Source organism: Flavobacterium sp., assembly GCF_041392005.1.
In the GTDB taxonomy this organism is placed as follows: Bacteria; Bacteroidota; Bacteroidia; order Flavobacteriales; family Flavobacteriaceae; genus Flavobacterium.
This window is the reverse complement of the sequence record NZ_JAWKMX010000001.1, coordinates 79,724-100,909: the sequence shown is the minus strand read 5'-3', so window position 1 is coordinate 100,909 and position 21,186 is coordinate 79,724. Positions and strand designations below refer to the sequence as shown.

The 21,186-nt window shown below is 31.9% G+C and carries 19 protein-coding genes; 17 read left to right on the top strand and 2 right to left on the bottom strand.

Annotation, left to right across the window (positions count from 1 at the left end; genetic code table 11):
- Positions 1-48: 48 nt before the first annotated feature.
- The 7 genes from R2808_RS00510 to R2808_RS00480 all read left to right on the top strand — a co-directional run bounded on the left by R2808_RS00510 (position 49) and on the right by R2808_RS00480 (position 5,320).
- On the top strand, positions 49-378 hold the full coding sequence (locus tag R2808_RS00510) for a GIY-YIG nuclease family protein (RefSeq protein ID WP_371268967.1): 330 nt from the start codon (positions 49-51) through the stop codon (positions 376-378).
- A 254-nt stretch (positions 379-632) separates the two neighbouring features.
- Entirely contained in the window at positions 633-1,316 is a 684-nt protein-coding gene (gene radC / locus R2808_RS00505; RefSeq protein ID WP_371268966.1) for a DNA repair protein RadC, read from the top strand.
- Positions 1,317-1,419: 103 nt separating this feature from the next.
- Complete coding sequence (locus tag R2808_RS00500) at positions 1,420-2,049, top strand: ABC transporter ATP-binding protein (protein WP_371268965.1); 630 nt, start codon at positions 1,420-1,422, stop codon at positions 2,047-2,049.
- A 1-nt stretch (position 2,050) separates the two neighbouring features.
- Positions 2,051-3,310 (top strand): ABC transporter permease, encoded by a 1,260-nt coding sequence (locus R2808_RS00495; protein WP_371268964.1) that lies wholly within the window; start codon positions 2,051-2,053, stop codon positions 3,308-3,310.
- The gene (locus R2808_RS00490; RefSeq protein ID WP_371268963.1) at positions 3,303-3,794 is read left to right on the top strand and encodes a hypothetical protein; all 492 of its coding nucleotides are present in this window, start codon (positions 3,303-3,305) and stop codon (positions 3,792-3,794) included. Before R2808_RS00495 ends, R2808_RS00490 begins: the two co-directional genes overlap by 8 nt.
- A gap of 57 nt (positions 3,795-3,851) precedes the next feature.
- The gene (locus R2808_RS00485; protein WP_371268962.1) at positions 3,852-4,538 is read left to right on the top strand and encodes a YjjG family noncanonical pyrimidine nucleotidase; all 687 of its coding nucleotides are present in this window, start codon (positions 3,852-3,854) and stop codon (positions 4,536-4,538) included.
- Positions 4,538-5,320, top strand: coding sequence for a hypothetical protein (locus R2808_RS00480; RefSeq protein ID WP_371268961.1), 783 nt, complete (start codon positions 4,538-4,540; stop codon positions 5,318-5,320). The genes R2808_RS00485 and R2808_RS00480 overlap by 1 nt, the downstream gene beginning before the upstream one ends.
- A 2-nt stretch (positions 5,321-5,322) precedes the next feature.
- Here R2808_RS00480 and R2808_RS00475 read toward each other — a convergent pair whose 3' ends face one another.
- Positions 5,323-5,991: a ribonuclease HII gene (locus R2808_RS00475; protein ID WP_371268960.1), complete on the bottom strand. Its 669-nt coding sequence runs from the start codon at positions 5,989-5,991 to the stop codon at positions 5,323-5,325.
- Between the two features lie 199 nt (positions 5,992-6,190).
- Here R2808_RS00475 and R2808_RS00470 point away from each other — a divergent pair, with 199 nt between their 5' ends.
- The 6 genes from R2808_RS00470 to R2808_RS00445 all read left to right on the top strand — a co-directional run bounded on the left by R2808_RS00470 (position 6,191) and on the right by R2808_RS00445 (position 15,797).
- The gene (locus tag R2808_RS00470) at positions 6,191-9,331 is read left to right on the top strand and encodes a SusC/RagA family TonB-linked outer membrane protein (protein WP_371268959.1); all 3,141 of its coding nucleotides are present in this window, start codon (positions 6,191-6,193) and stop codon (positions 9,329-9,331) included.
- A gap of 10 nt (positions 9,332-9,341) precedes the next feature.
- The gene (locus R2808_RS00465) at positions 9,342-10,808 is read left to right on the top strand and encodes a SusD/RagB family nutrient-binding outer membrane lipoprotein (RefSeq protein ID WP_371268958.1); all 1,467 of its coding nucleotides are present in this window, start codon (positions 9,342-9,344) and stop codon (positions 10,806-10,808) included.
- A gap of 13 nt (positions 10,809-10,821) precedes the next feature.
- Complete coding sequence (locus R2808_RS00460) at positions 10,822-11,616, top strand: hypothetical protein (RefSeq protein WP_371268957.1); 795 nt, start codon at positions 10,822-10,824, stop codon at positions 11,614-11,616.
- A gap of 11 nt (positions 11,617-11,627) precedes the next feature.
- The gene (locus tag R2808_RS00455; protein WP_371268956.1) at positions 11,628-12,641 is read left to right on the top strand and encodes a hypothetical protein; all 1,014 of its coding nucleotides are present in this window, start codon (positions 11,628-11,630) and stop codon (positions 12,639-12,641) included.
- Between the two features lie 80 nt (positions 12,642-12,721).
- Positions 12,722-14,647, top strand: a complete 1,926-nt coding sequence (locus R2808_RS00450; protein ID WP_371268955.1) for a putative porin — start codon at positions 12,722-12,724, stop codon at positions 14,645-14,647.
- A gap of 169 nt (positions 14,648-14,816) precedes the next feature.
- Positions 14,817-15,797, top strand: a complete 981-nt coding sequence (locus R2808_RS00445) for a PLP-dependent cysteine synthase family protein (RefSeq protein ID WP_371268954.1) — start codon at positions 14,817-14,819, stop codon at positions 15,795-15,797.
- A 93-nt stretch (positions 15,798-15,890) separates the two neighbouring features.
- Here R2808_RS00445 and R2808_RS00440 read toward each other — a convergent pair whose 3' ends face one another.
- Positions 15,891-17,546: a PNGase F N-terminal domain-containing protein gene (locus R2808_RS00440; protein WP_371268953.1), complete on the bottom strand. Its 1,656-nt coding sequence runs from the start codon at positions 17,544-17,546 to the stop codon at positions 15,891-15,893.
- Positions 17,547-17,617: 71 nt separating this feature from the next.
- On the opposite strand from R2808_RS00440, the gene R2808_RS00435 reads away from it, so the two are divergent.
- The 4 genes from R2808_RS00435 to R2808_RS00420 all read left to right on the top strand — a co-directional run bounded on the left by R2808_RS00435 (position 17,618) and on the right by R2808_RS00420 (position 21,185).
- On the top strand, positions 17,618-18,886 hold the full coding sequence (locus tag R2808_RS00435; protein ID WP_371268952.1) for a DUF2851 family protein: 1,269 nt from the start codon (positions 17,618-17,620) through the stop codon (positions 18,884-18,886).
- 15 nt (positions 18,887-18,901) lie between these two features.
- The gene (locus tag R2808_RS00430; RefSeq protein ID WP_371268951.1) at positions 18,902-19,123 is read left to right on the top strand and encodes a PspC domain-containing protein; all 222 of its coding nucleotides are present in this window, start codon (positions 18,902-18,904) and stop codon (positions 19,121-19,123) included.
- A gap of 83 nt (positions 19,124-19,206) precedes the next feature.
- Positions 19,207-21,027 (top strand): sodium:calcium symporter, encoded by a 1,821-nt coding sequence (locus tag R2808_RS00425; protein ID WP_371268950.1) that lies wholly within the window; start codon positions 19,207-19,209, stop codon positions 21,025-21,027.
- Positions 21,024-21,185 (top strand): hypothetical protein, encoded by a 162-nt coding sequence (locus tag R2808_RS00420; RefSeq protein WP_371268949.1) that lies wholly within the window; start codon positions 21,024-21,026, stop codon positions 21,183-21,185. The genes R2808_RS00425 and R2808_RS00420 overlap by 4 nt, the downstream gene beginning before the upstream one ends.
- The last annotated feature ends 1 nt before the right edge of the window (position 21,186 follow it).

Here is a 21,186-nt window from a genome sequence, read left to right as displayed (position 1 = left end):
TTTATTTTTGTCATTCTGTAAGAATCTAAAAATAAACAAGGTAGAATTATGATTGAATACAATGAAGGTATTTACACTTTTTATGTTTACATTTTAACCAATGTGAATAAAACAGTTTTGTATACTGGTGTTACAAATCATTTGCCAAAAAGACTTTATGAACATAAAGAGAAGATTAATCCAAAATCTTTTACTGCAAAATATAATGTTCATTATTTAATCTATTTTGAAAAATTTTCTTGGATTCAATTAGCCATTGAAAGAGAAAAAGAAATTAAAAACTTAACACGTCAAAAGAAATTAGATTTGATTTTAGCATTTAACCCTGAAATGGAATTTTTAAATGAAAGATTTAAATTTTCAGAACCAAAAGAATAAATTGTTTTTTTAGTGTGTTTTGTCATTGACTATGTCGAATCTTCGATTTCTGTAAGAATCTAAAACACACTAATGAGAATTTAGACTCCTACGGAGTGACAAAATTGTGCAAAAGTTTTTCTTGTTTTAAAAACTTGTCATTCCGTAGGAATCTTTTTTAGACTTATACAGAGTGACAAAAAAATTAAATCAACAGATCATCAAATCAACAAAAATTTCTATTTTTGTTCTTATAAACGCCAAATAAAAATTTTATGTATACGCCAATTAATCAGTGGGCCGAAGACGATCGCCCGCGTGAAAAATTCTTACTTAAAGGAAAATCTTCCTTATCAGATTCCGAACTTCTTGCAATTCTTATTGGTTCAGGTTCTCGTAACGAGAGTGCTGTGCAATTATGTCAACGCATATTGGCAAGCACCCAAAACAATCTCAATCTTCTCGGTAAATTATCAATCCAACAACTCATGAATTTCAAAGGAATAGGTGAGGCAAAAGCTATTTCCATAGCTGCCGCTTTAGAATTAGGAAGACGACGACGAGAAGAAGAAGTAATCGAACTTAAAAAAATATCGTCAAGTAAAGCTGTTTTCGATATTATGCAACCCATAATTGGCGAATTGCCCCACGAAGAATTTTGGGTTTTATTGCTCAATAATTCTAATAAAGTAATCTATAAAAACCAAATAAGCAAAGGCGGAATTACAGGTACAGTTGTAGATACTCGGATTGTTTTTAAACTTGCACTTGAACACAATGCGGTTGCAATCATTTTAACACACAATCATCCATCGGGGAAATTGCAGGCCAGTGATGCCGATATTCAAATTACCAAAAAAATTAAAGAGGCAGGAAAAAGTCTTGATATTCAGGTTTTAGATCATGTTATCATTACCGAAAAAAGCTACTATAGTTTTGTAGATGAAGGAATTTTTTAGAAATTATTAAGAAAAATTCTAAGTTGATTTCTGTATCTTGCAGCCATTAATAATAAATGATTTTAGATTTAAAAGGATTCGTAATTCATAATTAGAAATTGTAATGATTAGCACAAGCAGTGTAACTTTTACCTACGATAACGACCAACTTTTTCACATGCCCGATTTGTATTGTGAAGCTGGAAGTACCATTTTGATTACTGGCGATTCAGGTAAAGGTAAAACAACCTATTTGCATTTATTAGCAGGATTGTTGAAGCCTAAAACAGGAACAATTGAAATTGATAAAAAAGATTTTGCGTCACTTCCCGAATCTAAAACAGATAAATTTAGAGGAAAGCACATTGGATTAGTGTTACAAAAATCACATTTTGTAAGTGCTCTTACCGTATTAGAAAATTTAGAAATGGCAAGTTGGCTGGCAACAGGGAAAAAGCATACAAAAAGAGCCAATCTTTTGTTAGAAAGGTTAGATATTGCTAATCAATCAAGTAAATTACCAAGTCAGTTGAGCATCGGACAACAACAACGCGTTTCTATTGCACGTGCATTAATGAACGAGCCCAAAGTATTATTGGCAGACGAGCCTACGTCTAGTTTAGATGATAAAAATGCTGAAAAAGTTATTCAATTACTCACCGATTTATCAAAAGAATACAAGGCGGCATTAGTTATTGTTACACACGATGCCAGAATAAAAGAAAAGTTTACCAATAAAATAACAATGGTTTAATATGATAACAAAATTAGCCTGGCGAAACCTTTGGTTTAAACCGTTGAATACTTTATTGAGTATTATTTTATTAACATCGAGTGTCGCCATTATTACCGTATTAATTTTACTCGAAAAGCAATTTGAAGAAAAATTTACTAAAAATTTAGATGGTATCGATTTAGTAATGGGTGCTCAAGGAAGTCCGTTACAACTAATTTTATCATCAATTTATCAAGTTGATGCGCCCACAGGAAATATTAGTTTTGATAGTGCTAAAGTTTGGATGCAAAATCCTATGGTAGGCAAAGCCATTCCATTAGCTTTTGGCGATAATTACAAAGGATTTAAAATATTAGGAACTACAACAGATTATTTTAATCATTTCGATATAAAACTATCCAAAGGGAAACAATTTGCTCATAATTTTGAAGTGGTCGTGGGTAGTGAAATTGCTCAAAAATTAAATTTGCAATTAGGAGATGAGTTTTTCGGTTCACACGGTGATGCCGAAGAAGGTGAAGTGCATGATCATTATGCCTATAAAGTTGTTGGAATTACAAAACCAACTGGTAAAGTAGTTGACAATTTAATTTTATGTAACATACCAAGCGTTTGGCAAATGCACCATCAAGGGCATGAAAACCCAGAACATGGAGAAGAAGGTCACATTCATGAAGTAGGTGACGAGCACGAGCATCACAATGCCGCGGATTTAACTATTGATGAACCGAGTATGGAAATCACTTCGGTTTTATTACAAATGCGAAACCCAATGGCAAAATTAACATGGCAACGTATTATTCCTCAAAACACTAAAATGCAAGCTGCATCGCCAGCAATCGAAATCAATCGATTATTTACTTTGTTTGGTGTCGGTATTGAAGCACTTCGCTACTTAGCCTATGGTATTATGCTTATTTCGGGTATTTCTATTTTTATAGCGCTTTTTAATACCTTAAAAGAAAGAAAAAATGAATTTGCACTTTTACGTGTTAACGGAGCCAAAAGACGACAATTATTGTGGCTTGTACTCATGGAAAGTTTGCTTTTATGCAGTATAGGTTTTATTTTTGGTACGATTTTGGGAAGAGTAGCTTTGTTGTTAATTTCAAAATCATCAGAAGCCGATTTTAAATTGAGTTTCAATCCGTATGAATTTATTTGGAATAAAGAAGGATGGTTGTTTGTAGTAACATTATTAGTAGGAATTATAGCTGCATTACTACCAGCAATTAAAGCTTATACATTAAATATATCAAAAACATTAGCCAATGCGTAAAATAATAAGTTTACTTTCAGTATTTGTAATTGCCTTAGTGATATTTGGTTTTACTACTCATAATACAACAGAAAAAAGTCAATATGAAATTGAATTGCCCACTACGTTTGCCGATACATTAACTTGGAATTTGTTAGGTAAAATTGATTATGTAAAAAAGAAAGATAAAACCTATGGCGAGGTTATGTTTCCTGTAGTAAATTTAAAACTAAAGGCATTGCAAGGAAAACCCGTAGTGATAAAAGGATTTATTATTCCTATTGACAATAAAAATTATGCTATCAGTAAAAATGTTTTTGCATCTTGTTTTTTCTGCGGAAAATCGGGACCCGAAACTATTATGGGTATAAAATTTAAAGGTGATTTGCCTAAACTTAAAACCGATCAATATGTAACTTTAAAAGGAACATTTCGTTATAACGATAGCGATGTGGAAGATTGGATTTATCATGTTGAGAACGCTGTAATTACTGCTGGAAAATAGTTAATAGAAAGTATCAATTGCGAATTTTCAGTTACGAATGCTTAAATTGTAAAACGCTTGTTCCAAAATAAAAAACATATTTTTTTTGATTTAGATCATACTTTATGGGATTTCGATAAAAATTCGCAAGCTGCATTTGATACTATTTTTAAATCGCATGTGTTTCCGTTTTCAACCGATGATTTTTTAGAACATTACATTCCTCGAAATCAATATTATTGGAAACTATATCAAGGAAATAAAGTATCGCACGACGATTTACGCTATTATCGTTTAAAAGATGTTTTTGATACTTTGCAAGTTGCGGTTTCTAAGGAAACAATTTTACAATTAGCAGAACAATATATTTTACATTTGCCTAATAGTAACCATTTATTTGATGGCACAATAGAAATTTTAGATTATCTTCAACCTAACTATAATTTACATATAATTACAAACGGATTTCATTTTGTTCAAGATAAAAAATTAAAAAATTCGAATATTGAACATTATTTTAAAACCATAACCAATTCTGAAATGGCAGGCGAAAAAAAACCGCATCCTACCATTTTTGATTATGCGTTAACCAATGCCGCAGCACAAAAAGAAGAAAGCATCATGATTGGCGATAGTTGGGAAGCCGATATTTTAGGCGCAATCGATTTTGGAATGGAAGCCATTTATTTTAATCCTGACGAAAAAGCTTCCGATAACTCGGTAACGCAAATTAACCATTTATTACAATTAAAAAATTATTTATAATGAAAAAATATATAAGCATATTCGTACTACTTTTTTCACTTAGTGGTTTTTCGCAAGAAAACTATAAATATGTTATTGTGCCAGAAAAATTCGAATTTTTAAAAAGTAAAAATCAATACGGACTCAATGCGCTTACCAAATCGTTTTTTGAAACCGAAGGTTACACCGTTTTTTACGATACTGATGCGTTACCAATTGATTTAGCGAACAATCGTTGCAAAGCAATGTTGGTCGATGCGGTAGAAAGTAATAAATTATTCACAACTAATGTTGTAATTGTAATTAAAGATTGTCAAAATAAAATCTTAATCGAAAGTTTTAAAGGAAGCAGTAGAGAAAAATCGTATCAGGTGGCATATAACGAAGTTTTTCGTACAGCGCTTACTTCGCTAAAAGGACAATTGAATTTTAAAGTTCCAGTTTCCGAAGGAAATAAAGTTAGCAATATAGATAAGGTAGAACAAGTTGAAATTGAGAAAGCAGTAAACGATGCCGTTGAAGAAGCCAGAAGAGCAGTAGAAGAGGCAGTCTCAGCTGTTGAAATAAATGAACAAACAATTCCTACAGAAAAATTATTTGCGTTACCCACCGAAACGGGTTACAAGCTAGTAGATACCGTTCCGAATGTGATTTATATTTTAGGAAATACCAACAATGAAAATGTATTTACTGCAACAAAAGGCAATTTACAAGGTGTATTTACTAAAAAGAACGATGGTTGGTATTTTGAATACAAACATAACGATGAGTTAATTGCACAAAAAGTAAATGTAAAATTTTAATGCTACAACAAATTAAAATCAAGTTCTAACTGTTCGGGTAATAATCGGAAACTTTTTCTATGATAAGGGCTAATGCCATATTTTGCTATAGCCTCTCGGTGTTCTTTTGTTGGGTAACCTTTGTTTTGTTTCCAATTGTACATAGGATATTCGTTATGAATACGATTCATAAATTCATCGCGATAGGTTTTTGCTAAAACAGAAGCTGCAGCTATACTTAAATATTTTGCATCTCCTTTAACAATACTTTTATTAGGAATAACTTTTAAATACTGAATTTCTTCTGTTGTTAAAATTTTTCCTACAGTGTTTTTAATTCCAAGCTTTCTAAAAATAAGTCTGTTGCCATCTACAATAATAAATTCTGGTTTCGTGGTAAACTTCAAAATACATTCTTGCATAGCTTTCATAGAAGCATTTAAAATGTTAATTTCATCAATTTCTACATTATATATATGAGTAATTGAAAATTGTACGGCTTTGCTTTCAATTTCCGAACGTAATGAAAATCTTTTTTTTTCGCTTAATTTTTTAGAATCATTTAAAATGTCATTTGTATAATCTATAGGTAGTATTACTGCTGCTGCTGTAACAGGACCCGCAAGGCAACCACGACCAGCTTCGTCGGTACCGCATTCTAATAAATAATTACTATAACTTTTCTTTAACATAAAATAATAATAACAAAAGTATAAAATTTAACGCAACCCTTTTTGTTTTTTTGCATCTAAATTACAGAGTGGTTTAGTGGAGAAAGGCATTAGTATTAAAATTTTAACACAAACTAATTGATAATATTCCTAAGGATTATTTGGTTATTTAAGAAATTATTAAGAAGTTTGCCTAATAACTAACTCAAATAAATTTAATATGAGATCAAAGTTTAAATGGATTTTTACGCTTTTAGTAGCGTTTACGGTACAGTTTTCATTTGCGCAACAGAAAACTGTTACAGGTACGGTTTCAGATGAATTGGGACCAGTTGTAGGTGCAAACGTTGTTATTAAAGGAACAACAACGGGTACTACAACAGATTTTAACGGTAATTATTCTATTCAGGCTAAGCAAGGAGATGTTTTAGAAATCTCTTTTGTTGGTATGACGAATCAAGAGGTTACTGTTGGTGCAGCTAATCAATATAACGTTACCCTTACAGAAGGTGTTTTGTTAGATGATTTAGTTATTACTACTGCTTTGGGTATTAAGCGTAAAGAAGATGAAATTGTTGGTTCTTACGATGTTGTAAAAACAGAAGAATTAACTCAAGCAGCTGCTCCTAATGCTGTTCAGGCTTTAACAGGTAAGGTTTCGGGTTTGCAAATCTCGACTACTAGTAACTCTGTTAATTCTTCGCCTAGAATTGTAATTAATGGGCCTAAGTCTTTAACAGGTAATCAAGAAGCGTTAATTGTTATTGATAATGTGGTTTCTTCTGCTACTGTATTTCAGAGTTTGCCGCCAGAAGTTATTGAGTCTGTTAACGTAATTAAAGGTCAACAAGGGGCGGTTCTTTATGGTCAAGACGGAGCCAATGGTGTAATTGTTGTTACAACTAAAATGGGGAATAAAGAGGATAAATTGTCAGTTAGTATTTCTTCGTCTATTGATTTGCAAACAGTAGCTTATTTACCACTTCGTCAAACGCGATATGGTCAAGGTTGGTATGGTGAGCAAATTGCGGTTGAAAATGGTTCTTGGGGTGCTGAAATGGATGGTCAGCTAGTGCCAGTAGGTTTGCCTCAAGCTAATGGTGAAGTTTTAATGGCTCCATATACTGGAGATTCTGATAATATTAAAGATTTTTTCCAAACAGGTATTATTAAGCAAAATACTATATCTGTTGGCATGGGTAATACTAAATCGGGTTATGCTCGTTTAACTTTAGGAAGACAAGATAGAGATTTTGTTGTTTCTGGGGATGAATATAAAAGAACTAATGTTTTGTTTAGAGCAGGAAAACAATTTGGTAAATTGTTTGTAGATGGTAACGTTTCATATTTTAGTGCAAGAACGCATAGAGCTGCATCTAATCCTAATAGTGGAACATTTGCTTTGTATGCACAATTATTACAAACAGCTACCAATATTCCAGTTCGTTCATTTGAGGGTAACGACAATAATAGTAACTGGAATGTGTATTATCGTTCTCCTTATTGGACAAGAGATAATATTCGAAACAATAACGTAAATGATTATGTTACTGGAGGTTTAAATTTAAAATATGATTTAAATGATAATATTAATTTTGTAGTAAATTCTTCTCTACGTTTGTCAACTACTTCAAGTACTACATATGTGAATGCTTGGACTGCGGAAGATGATACTTATAATGACTATAGTAATAGAATTACACGTTCAAGTTTTAGTGATTCTAATTCGTCATTTAGATATTTATATACCGATTTCTTAACGAATTTTGATTACGATTTAACAGAATCATTAAACTTCAAAGCTAATTTAGGATTTAATGTTAATGAGTCGTTTTCGAAAATAAACCAAGTTAGTGGTCAAGATTTAAATATTGAAAATACTTTCTATAATTTTGATAATGTTTTGGCTCCTGATTTACCAAGTGCTATGCAAAATGATTACTTTTTAGATAGATCAGTTTCTGCATTTGCTAACTTAGATTTTGGTTACAAAGACTATTTATTTTTGAATTTAGCAGCAAGACAACAATATTCTTCTGTTTTAGATAGATCTGTAGATGGTGTTTTCTATCCAGGTGTTGGGGTGTCTTTTATACCTACTAAAGCATTTAGTGGTTTAAAATCAGATGTTTTAAACTATGCTAAGGTAATGGCTTCTTATACTGTAACAGGTAACTCTTCTGCTGTAGGTGCTTATAATACAGATCAAATTGGAGTAACATCAACAGGTTTTCCAATCGGGGATTTAGCTTCAATTTCAAGAAATGCAGCTCCTACAGATCAATTTATTAAACCAGAAATTAGTTATACTAAAGATTTTGGTATTAGTTTAGGTTTCTTTAAAGATAGATTAACTTTTGATGGGCAGTACTATTATACAGATACTAAAGATTTAATCACTGTTGTTGGAACTTCATCAGCATCTTCTTTAACTAATTATAGAACGAATATAGGGGAGTTGCACAACACTGGTTATAATTTAGATTTGGGTTTTACACCTATTGAAGCTAAAGATGCTGAAGGGCGTGATTTTGAATGGTCGGCTAAACTAAATTATTCTACTTATGAAACCATTGTTGATAAGGTTGCTGACGATGCAGATGAATTAAGTTTAGGTACTTTAAACGACCAGGTTGGGGTGTTTGCTGTAAAAGGAGAGGCATTTCCTACTATAAAAGGTATAGGTTATCAAAGAGATGATCAAGGTAGAGTGATAATAGATCCTAATTCAGGTAATCCATTATATACATCAGAGTTTAAAACTTTTGGTACTTCTACTCCAGATTTTGTTTTAGGTTTTACAAATAATTTGTCTTATAAAGGATTTAAGTTAACAACTGTTGTAGATTACAGACACGGTGGTGTTTTCTATTCTGGTGGTAAATATCAATTAGCTTGGACAGGTAATTTAATTGAGTCTGCAGTAAACGGTCGTGCGGGAGGTTTTATTTTCCCTAACTCTGTTTACCAATCAGGCACAGATACTAATGGAAATCCAGTTTATACAGAAAATACTAATATTGTTACAGGTGGTAATTCTTATAACAGCTATCAAACCTATTTTTCTAATGATTACGCATTCAATAATGCTGAGAACAATATTTTAGATAAAACAGTTTTCAAAGTTAGAGAGGTAGCATTAAGTTATTCTTTACACCCTGATGCGGTTAAGCATTTAGGTTTAAATTCTGTAACGTTTGGTTTAAACGCTAGAGATTTATTTATTTGGTTACCAAGTGAGAATAAGTTTTATTCAGATCCAGAATCTAACTTTACTACTGGTAATGCTCAAGGATTATCTTCTATTGGCTTGTATCCGCCTTCTAGAACATATGGTATGTCTGTTAATGTAACTTTTTAAAAATTAAAGTATGAAAAATATGAAGTATGTATTAGCTATATTATTAGCTTTTTCAATGTTTTCTTGTGATGATTATTTGGATATTAATGAAAATCCAAATGCTATCAATGAGGAAGATATAAGACCAGACTTATTATTGCCTGGAGCTCTAAATAGTTCTTATAGAGTGCAATCTAGAACTATGACAATACTAGGTAATCGTTTTATGCAAAATTGGTATGGTGATGTAAATAACGTTACAGGTATTGATGTAAGTAATGAATATACCTTAGATATTAATCAAAATTTTTATGATGGTATATGGGATGGAATTTATGTTCAATTAGGTAATTTTCAGAGTGTAATAGATTACGATAGTGAGAATTATGATAACCATAAGGCTGTTGCTTACATTATGAAATCTTTTTATATGCAGTATATAGTCGATTTATATGGAGATGCTCCTTATTCTGAAGCATTCTTAGGTCAAGATAATCTATTCCCTAAATATGATGATGATAAAGAAATTTATAGAGCATTATATGATAATTTGGATATGGCTATTGCTATGTTTGATGGTGCAGATGCTAATGAAGCGCCACTAGGAGCTGAAGATATTGTATTTAACGGAGATGTTGATGGCTGGAAAGCTTTTGCAAACACTATTAAAGTTAAATTATTGTTACGTCAATCTGGATTAACTGATACAGAGTCTGTTACTTATTTAACTCAAAAGTTTGCAGATTTAGACGCTAACGGTGTATTTTTAACATCTGCTGTAACTATTAATCCAGGGTATAATGATTCAACAGACACTCAAATGAATCCTTACACAAATGTTTTTGTTGATGCAGCTGGGAATTTTACCACTTTTTATAACCAACAGAGAGCTAGTGGATATATAGCTGATTTCTTAAACGGTACAATTAATGGTGTGGTAGATAATAGAAGAGATGCTTTGTATGAAACTTTTGGAGGAAATGTATCTGGTGCTTATCAAGGTGCAAATCAGTTTTCAGGTGATTTATCAAAAATTTTATTACCTATGCCTTCTGCTGATTCTGATGGTATCATCATGTCACTTTCAGAAGTTCATTTTCTTTTAGCAGAAGCTGCTGAAAGAGGTTATTTAACATCTTTTAATCCACAAACAGAATTTAATGCAGGGATTGCAGCTTCTTTTAACTTTTTAGGAGTATCTATGGGTTCTTATATGTCTGACATTAGTTCAGTTAATGGTCTAGGTTGGTCTGGCAATCATATTGAATCTATCATGACTCAAAAATGGTTAGCTACAAATAGTATAAATCCTATTGAAGCTTATATTGATTTAACAAGAACTGGTTTCCCTAACTTGCCTTTAGCAACAACAGCTTTATATAATAATAGACCTTATAGATTACAGTATCCATTATCAGAGTTTGTTTCTAATTCTGCAAATGTACCATCTATTCCACAAGCTCAGTTGTTTCAAGTAGGTCCATTTTGGAAAAATTAAAAATTAAATAGTTATGAAAAAAATTTTATTAACAGTATTGTCGGTTATGGCTTTAGTAAGTTGTTCTGACGACGAAGTTACAAACGCTAACGGTCCACAAGATACAATTGTTGGATTTACTAGTAAATCCGTTTCGCAGAATTATCTTAATGATGCTACAGACGCCGAGTTGGTTGTGCCAATAACATTAATTAGTTATGCAAATGAAGAATTACCTAATGAAGATATAACTGTTTCTTGGGAAGTTTTATCGTCTACAGATGCTGACGCTGCAGTTGCAGGTGTCGAATTTGATCTTCCTTCAGGAGGTAGTGGAACAGTTGTTATACCTGCAGGAGAAACAACTTCATCGATTTCAATTAATGTTCACCCAATCACTTTTGATCCAGATTATCCTAAAAAGCTTACGCTTTTAATAACTTCTGCTTCAAATTCTATTGTGGGTAAACAATTTGAAAAAATTGAAATAACTTTACAAGGAATTTGTGTATCTGCTTTGGCGGGTGAGTATGTTATTAATTATACATCAGGTCCTCAGCCTATTACAATAACTGAAATAGGTCCTGGTTCTTACAGAGCTAGTTATTTTCCAACGTTTGCTAGTGTTTATTGGTGGGAGTTTTCAGATGTTTGTGGTAATTTAGTAATTACAGATTGGCAATTTCAAGCATCTAATCCTATTTCAGGTACAAATACTCCAATGCCAGAGGGTGTAGTGAATCCTGATGGAAGTATTACATTTACTGGAGTTAACGTTGCAGGTGTATCTTGGTATGTAGATAGAACTTGGACAATTTATCCAAATTAATAATTATAATTATGAGAAAATATATAAAATATAATTTATTTAAAACTTTTGCATTATTAGTTGTAGCTTCATTTGCATTAACATCTTGCGAGCAAACTGAGCCTGATTACAGAACTAATACTAATGTAAAACCAGTTGTTTCATTTTCACAATCATCTTACATGGTTGATGAAGGGAAAGATTTGGAAATTACATTAGTAACTAACACTCCTTTAAACGAGGATATGCTTTTTAGGTTAGATATAATTGCTGAAGGTTCTTCTGCTACTGAATTTGATGATTATGAATTAAGCCTTGATCATACAACAATTGAATCGGGAACTGAAGATGCTTACAGAGTTGAGTTTCCTAAATATCAAAATTCATATACATTTACTATAAGTGCTTTTGAAGATTTTATGTTTGATCCGTCTGAAACTATCAAATTTAGATTGTCTTCAATGGGCTACCTTAATGGAGATGTAGCAGCAAGTTCAGAAGAGGTTGTCGTTACTATTAATCAATCGGATGATTTATTAACATTTATCTTTGAATGGGATCAAACTTTCCAGTTTAGTGGTTCAGATTATACGCTTTGTGATATAGGTTACGATAATGACTTTGTTTATGCAGATTCTAATTTTAATTTGATAGATTATATCGCTGGTACGGCTGATTGTCCAGAAATAGGACAATTATCTTTATCTGAATTAGGTGATGGTGATTTTCATATTTTCCAAAATGTATGGGACGATGGGAATTTATCTTCAGTAAACATAGCACCTGCTTTTAGTATTCCAGTTACTACGACCTTTATGAAAGGTAATACATTAAATGGTTCTTATGTTCAAGATGCAGCTAATGCGGTGGATTCTGATTTTGGATCTGATCCTAATTTGAATTCTCCAGTTTATGTTGTTTCTTTCAATATTAGCGGAACAACTGTAACAATGTATGATGCTACTACATCAACAACCATTGCTTCTGGTAGATCTGTTAAACCTCAATTAAAAGGTTTAGATAAATTAAAAAGAAGAGTTAAATAATAGTCTTTTCAAAACCCTCTCATTGAGAGGGTTTTTTTATCTCAAATTTCTCATTACATTTGCTAATATTTAAAAATGTAATGAGAAATTTTTTTTTATTCTTTTTGTTTTTTCCTTTTTGTACCGTTATTTCTCAAATTGGAGCTTTAGATAGTAATGGAAATGTAGAAAGCCAAGACACTATTAAAAGCTTAAGAGGAACAGGTGTTAAAGAAAAAAAGCCACCTATCGATTTATATAAAATTTATACTATTCAGCGCGATACTACCTATGTAGATACCACTTTAAGTATAAATAAAGAATATAAATTTAATTTACTTCGAAAAGATATTTTCGGATTAATGCCTTTTGCTAACGAAGGACACACATATAATACACTCGATTTTAATTATAAGCCGAAGTCTGCAAATCCTAACTTTGGTTTTACAGCTAAACATTTTAATTATTTAGAATATAACGATATAAACTACTATCAAGTACCTACACCGTTAACAGATTTATATTACAAATCGGTTATGGAACAAGGACAAACACTCGATGCTTTTTTAACAGTAAATGCAAACAAACAGCTTAATTTTTCGATAGCATATAGAGGTTTACGTTCAATAGGAAAATATATTAACAATATAACAAGTTCTGGAAACTTCAGGTTTACTACCAGCTATTTTACAAAAGACAAACGCTATTTTTTAAACACTCATTTTACTTCGCAAGATATTTTAAACCAAGAAAATGGCGGTATTACAAATACTGCACTATTCGAATCTAGTGAAGATCCATATAACGAACGCGAACGATTAGAAGTGTTCTACAACGATGCCGAAACGTTATTAAAAGGATTACGCGTGTTTGTGGACCACAATTTTAAATTAAGTAAAACAAATCCTAATAGTTTGGTTATTTACCACCAGTTTAATCATGAATACAAATTTTTCGATTTCGACCAACCTACACCATCTCCACGTTTAGGCGCTTCGTATTCAAATACTATTAAAAACAAAACCCGATTTAATCAGCTGTACAATAAACTAGGCATTGGCTTTACAACCGAAAAATATGGAAATGCTATTGTTTTTGTAGAAAACAATACGTATAATTATTTTTATAATAACATTATATACGATCAATATGGCAATATAGCAGTTCCTAACGCTATAAACGATAAATTAACATCTATCGGCGCTAATTATCATTACAATTTAAATAATATAAAACTAAATTTAATTGTAACAAACGCAATCACGCAACAAAATGTTTCTACTATCGAAGCAACGGCAAAGTATAAAGTAAACGACGATTATAATTTTCAGTTTAAATACCAAAAATTAAATACATTACCCAATTTAAACTATACGTTATACCAAAGCGATTATAAAAATTATAATTGGTACAACAATTTTAAAAACGAAAAGCGAAATCAATTTCAATTTACGGCTAATACAAAATGGGTAAATCTAGAAGCTAATTATACAATTTTAAACGACTATTTATACTTCTATAATACAGCCGCTGGTACAACTACACAATTACTAAAGCCTAATCAGTACAACAATACTATAAATTACGCATCAATAAAAGCCAATAAAGAATTCAAATACAGAAAATTTGCATTAGATAATACTATTTTGTTTCAAAATGCAGAACAAGCCAATCCCGTTTTAAATGTACCCCAAATTGTAACGCGAAATTCATTGTATTTTTCCGAGCATGTTTTCAAAAAAGCAATGTTTATTCAAACAGGTATTGTGTTTAATTACTTTACCAGTTATTATGCTAACGATTACAATCCTGTTTTGGGCGAGTTTTTTGTCCAAAATCAACAAAAAATAGGAGGTTTCCCTATGTTCGATTTCTTTATTAATGCAAAAGTTCGTCAAACTCGAATTTTCTTAAAAGCCGAACATTTTAATGCCGCTTGGACGGGCTATAATTACTACTCGGCGCCAAATTATCCTTACCGCGATTTTATGGTACGCTTTGGTTTAGTGTGGAACTTTTTTAAATAGAAAACGAAACGCAGTTTCCTTTTGCCAACCATTTTCCCGCTATTGTTAGCACGCGGTGCTTAACGCTATCGGGGTTAGTAAGCCATCAAAAGGATTTTTTGGAAACTATTAATATATCAAATATCTTTGTCCAAATTTAGCGAAGGCTTTCAACTTTTTAATTTATAAAATGAAATACGCAAAAAATATACTAGAAACTATAGGCAATACACCATTAGTAAAACTAAACAAACTTACAGCAGAACTACCGTGTTTGGTTCTAGCAAAATACGAAACTTTTAATCCAGGAAACTCAGTAAAAGACCGCATGGCACTTCAAATGATAGAAGATGCCGAAGCTGACGGTCGTTTGCAACCTGGCGGAACAATTATAGAAGGAACATCTGGAAATACAGGAATGGGTTTAGCCTTGGCAGCTATTGTAAAAGGGTACAAATGTATTTTTGTAATGGCCGATAAACAAAGCAAAGAAAAAGTAGATATCTTAAAAGCAGTTGGTGCCGAAGTAGTGGTTTGCCCTACAGCCGTAGAACCAAACGATCCGCGTTCGTATTACTCGGTTTCAAAACGATTGGCTACCGAAATTCCAAATTCTTGGTACGTAAACCAATACGATAACCCTAGTAATGCAAAAGCACATTATTTAAGCACTGGACCAGAAATTTGGGAACAGACCGAAGGAAAAATTACCCATTTTGTAGTAGGTGTAGGAACAGGCGGTACAATTTCTGGTGTAGGAAAATATTTAAAAGAAAAAAATCCAAATGTAAAAGTTTGGGGAATAGATACGTATGGTTCTGTATTCAAAAAATACCACGAAACAGGAATTTTCGATGAAAACGAAATTTATCCATACATAACCGAGGGTATTGGAGAAGATATTTTACCAGAAAACGTCGATTTTTCTATAATAGATGGTTTTACCAAAGTAACCGATAAAGACGCTGCAGTTTACACACAAAAACTAGCGAAAGAAGAAGGAATGTTTTTAGGAAATAGCGCAGGCGCAGCTATAAAAGGTGTACTACAACTAAAAGAACATTTTAAACCAAACGATGTGGTAGTAGTACTATTTCACGATCACGGTAGCCGCTATGTAGGCAAAATGTTTAACGACGATTGGATGAAAGAAATGGGATATCTAGAATAAATTGTTATCCTGAGTAAAGTCGAAGAATCTAAATATAAGAAAAAGGGAAGTTTTATTAAAAACTTCCCTTTTTTTATAAACCATTCAAAAATTTTAATTCCCAATAAGCACACCCGAAACATTCCAATAACTAAAACTATTGCCTTCGGGTTGTCCTTGTGGAATTTTCACTTGAAGTGTATGTGTACCTGCTTCTAAATTTCCTAAAGCAATATAAACAGGGTTGGTAGCCATTCCCGGACACCAATTTGCCCGACTATAATCAGATGATGATAAACCGTTACTAAAATTTCCCGACGCCGGATTGTACAAGCGAAACGAACCGCAATCTTGTCGCCAAGGTGTAAAATTGTACGCTAATTTCCCATCTAAATAAATACTGTTTTCTTTTGGAACAAATTCATCGCCATTTTCCCAACCACCATGGCCAGTGGTTATATAGCGAAGTTTTGCATTTTTTATCGGTTTTTCTAAAGTAAAGATTACTTGCAATCCGTTTTCGTTGTCAAACATTGAACCGTAATTTTGCCCTGCCATTTCAAGAACATTGGTTGTATTAAAAAGCGGTAAAATAGTGGTGTTTTCTTTCACAATATTTTCTTCTTTATGTAAAGTTAGGTTTATAGAAACCTTATGTCCGCCTTTATCGTAATTTCCTATAAAACAGCCTATATACAATTCTTTTTCGCTTAAATAACTATTCAATTCTGAAATATCTTGACGGTAAAAAGCCTTGTTAAACCAATCTTTTCCTTTTAATTCAATATAATTGTAGTGGGCAATACCAAATGGTGTAAAAAAACGCAATAATTCAATTGGCGGATTGTAACTTTCAGTCGCAACAACACCTTGGTATTCTTTGCCGTTTCCGTTGGTATAAATAGGTAATGTTTTTGTTCCGTTTTGCATTCCGTTTAAAAAAGAATCGGTTTTATCTTGTGGAATAATAAAAACGCTTCCTGTTCTGTCATACGCATCGCCATTCGATTGTTCTGTAACATCAATAAACGTTAAATCAGAAGAAGAAAGTTTAGGGAATTGTATTTTTTTAACAATTACAGTTCCGTTTGCAAATCGTAAAATACTATCGTTAGATGTTGATTTTTCTGAAAAATTGATAACCTCGTTTTCAAAAATAGGAATTGTATTAAACTTACTTTTCCAAACCAAATCGTTATATGTTAATTTATCGATACAATTTTTAATATTCGGTATTTTAGGAAATTCTTGTTTTGTCTTTTCAATTTTAGCAGCTCTTATTGTAAAAGTATTATTCCTATTAATTTCTAAAACCACACCTAAATCTATTCCAATAATTGATGGCGAGGCTTTCATATTTAGCGCATTGGTAAACCAAACTTCAATAGTGTTCGAGTTAATTACGGTAGTTGCTTTTTTACAGCGATATCCTAAAATTTCCTTGTAATCATTAGTGTTATCAAATTTATATTTGGCAATAGAAGTAGTGTCGCATGTGTTAATGGTTTTGTTTTTAGAAAGTGTAGTGGTGTTAAAAAGCAGCTTTTCTTCAGCATTAAAAATCGTAATTTCAAAAGGGAAATCGGCTTTTTCGGCTACAATATCTTCATTGGTAATTACCGATAATTTTGAATTGCCTAACACAAGAATTGGGTTTTGCGTATTGGTTTTTCCGTTTGAAATTTTTTGGTAAGTAATTTTATAATTCTGCCCAAAAGAAAAACAATATGTAAATAAAAAAAATAGAAAACAAAGATTTTGAAAGCGCATTTTATTTGAATTTTGTTAAACAAATATAAAATTTATTATCTTTACAATTCTATACGCCATACAGATTAATTATGAAAGAAATAATACTACACTATTTGTGGTTGCACAAACGTATTTTTGCAACCCAATTAAAAACCACAAAAGGAGAAGAGCTTCAAATTTTAAATTTTGGTTTTTATCAACAAAATTCTGGTCCCGATTTTTTTAATGCACAACTTATTATAGCCCATCAAAAATGGGCGGGAAACATAGAAATGCACGTAAAATCGTCTGATTGGTATTTGCATCATCACGAAACAGACAGTGCCTACGATAATGTTATTTTACACGTAGTTTGGGAACACGATGTAGAAGTGTACCGAAAAGATACAACTGAAATACCTGTTTTAGAACTTAAAAATTTTGTAGCGCCAGAACTTATTTATTCTATCAAAAAATTAGTAGAGCAAAATAAATGGATAAATTGTGAAGATTTTATTGCTAAAACGGACGATTTTAAATTTTTGAAATGGAAAGAGCAGCTTTTTGTAGAACGCTTGCAAAATAAACAACAGTTTGTAAATCAGGTTTTTGAAAAAGCAGATAGAAACTGGGAAGCAACAACTTTTATACTTCTAGCAAAAAATTTTGGACTAAATTACAACGGCGATAATTTTAAAGAAATGATGCGCAGTATTCCGTATGCTGTGCTTCAAAAAGAACGTTTTGAAAAAGAAAATTTAGAAGCGTTGTTTTTTGGTGTTTCGGGTTTATTATCGGTTACGGTTGATGATTTTTATTTTGAAAAATTGAATACCATTTGGCAGTATCAAAAAATTAAATATCAATTAACCGAAAACCCTTCAGTAAAACCACAATTTTATAAACTTCGCCCCGATAACTTTCCCACAATTCGATTAGCACAATTAGCAGCACTTTTTAGTAAGTTTTCTAATTTATTTGAGCAAATAATTGAACTTAAATCGGTAGAAAATGCAAGTAAATTATTTTTTGTTGACATTTCTAATTATTGGAAAACGCATTATAATTGGGAAAAAACAAGAAAAACAAAAAACAGTAATTTATCTCGGTCGTTTATAGAGTTATTACTTATTAATACCGTAATCCCGTTACAGTTTTCATATTCTAATTACTTAGGAACCAATGATATTGAAAAAATAATTGCTTTTCAAACAAAACTAAAATCCGAGCATAATACTATTATTAATAACTTTAAAGCAATAGGAATTACAAGTAAAAATGCTTTCGATTCGCAAAGTTTATTACAATTAAAAAATGAATATTGTACTAAAAAACAATGTTTACGATGTGTAGTTGGAATTCAATTTTTAAAAAATTAATAGTATTTTTGACCCATGATTATTCAGTTATTACATTATTTTGAAAAGCATGGTTTTTTTGTTGCTTCTCGGCTTGCCGAGCGCCTTGGTATGCGAGCAACAAATGTGCGTTTATTTTTTGTTTATATTACTTTTATAACTGTAGGTGTTGGTTTCGGATTTTATTTAACCTTAGCTTTTTTGCTAAAGTTAAAAGATATGATTCGAACCAAAAGAAGTTCGGTATTCGATTTATAAACTTTCATTTTAATACTAAAACTTTGAAAATTGATATGTTTTCTTATCTTTGAAAATATAAAATTAACAACTAATCAAAATTTATGTCTGCAAAAGTAGAATCGTGGGGCTCGCGAGTTGGGCTCATACTAGCAATGGCCGGAAATGCAGTAGGTTTAGGTAACTTTTTACGCTTTCCAGTACAAGCTGTTCAAAATGGAGGCGGTGCTTTCATTATTCCATATCTTGTTTGTTTTTTAGTAATGGGAATTCCGCTATTGTTTATAGAATGGTCAACAGGTCGCTATGGTGGAAAATTTGGTAACCATAGTACACCGTATATTTTAGATACAATGGCAAAAGGGAGAATCTGGAAATACATTGGTGTTTTCGGAATTTTTACCAATATTGCCGTGGCAGCGTATTATTGTTATATCGAATCATGGACAATGTCGTATGTGTACCATTCTATAATTGGTACTTTTAACGGAATGTCGCAAGGCGATGTGGCAAACTTTTTTACGTCTTATGTAGATGTATCTCAATCTACAACAGGAATTCCGTTTGAAGCTATATTGTTTTATATTGTTTGCTTGGTTTTAAATACTTATATTTTATCTAAAGGTTTAGGTGGAATTGAAAAAGTAGCTAAAATAGGTATTCCATTATTACTAGTTTTTGGTTTTATTTTGGCAGTTCGTGGCTTAACACTAGGAACGTCGGGCGCGTCAGATATTTTTCCAGATGCTAATGCTTGGGACGGATTAAACTTTTTATGGACACCGCAATTCGATTCGTTAAGTAATCCTAAAGTATGGTTAGCGGCAGCAGGTCAAATTTTCTTTACACTTTCAGTAGGTATGGGAACTATTCACTGTTATGCGGCTTACTTAAAAGAAAAAGACGATATTGCTTTAAATGCTGTTTCTGCTGGTTTTATGAACGAGTTTGTAGAAGTGGTTTTAGGAAGTTTAATTGTAATTCCAATTGCAGCAGGATATCTTGGTTTAGACTGGGTAATTCAAAATGCAGGTTTCGGAATGGCATTTCAAACCATGCCTTACTTGTTTCAACAATGGGGTGATGTTATCGCTATTTTTGCTGGAGTTTTCTGGTTCGGCTTGTTGTTCTTCGCAGGTATTACATCATCACTAGCAATGGGAACGCCATGGATGGGCTTTATGCGTGATGAATTTAATTGGAGTAAAGAAAAAGGTGCTTGGTCTTTTGGAGCTTTAGCCTTAATTATGGGGTTACCTACTGTAATATTTTTTAACGAAGGCTTATTCGATCAATACGATTACTGGGCAGGAACCGTAAGTTTAGTAGTGTTTGCCTTTTTAGAAACGGTATTATTTTCGTATATTTTCGGAATTAAAAAAGGTTGGGCAGAAATTAATAAAGGAGCCGATATTAAATTACCTGGTTTTTACAAATACATCATTTTAATTGTTACACCATTATTACTAGGTTGGGTATTGGTATCAAGTGTGCCAGATTGGATAGATAAAATTAAAGACAATGATACGCATAATAAAGAATGGTTTGCCAATGCTTATTATGCTGAAAACTTTGAAGGAACAGGTACAAAAACGGGTAAAGTAATTGAAGCGAATTCTAATTACATTAAATTAGAATTTGAAAATACCAAAAAAGTTTTTGATAAAGAAACCGAACAAACCAAAGAAGTTAGCTTTATCGATACCAAAGAATATACTTTTGACGCTTCTAAAAACCAACAAGTAACTGTAAAAGTAGATGATGTTGTTTCGCCAAAAGACAAAATAGCAACAGGTAATTTTACGAATAATTCGCTTTACAAATTTATAGGAAGAATGTTATTACTTTCATTATTCTTATTTATTTGTATTGTAGTATATGTAGCTTATAAAAAACGAGTAAAAGAAGGGAGAGTAACACAATGAATACAGCAGCAATAATAACAATGGTTTGTGCACAAGGCTTTGTAATAGCCTTTGCTAGTTACTTTTTTTATAAAGTATTAAGTACACCACCAAAACAAGAACCCGATTCGTATAGCGAAAACGACGATGTTTTGGTACGACAACCAGAAAAAGAATAAT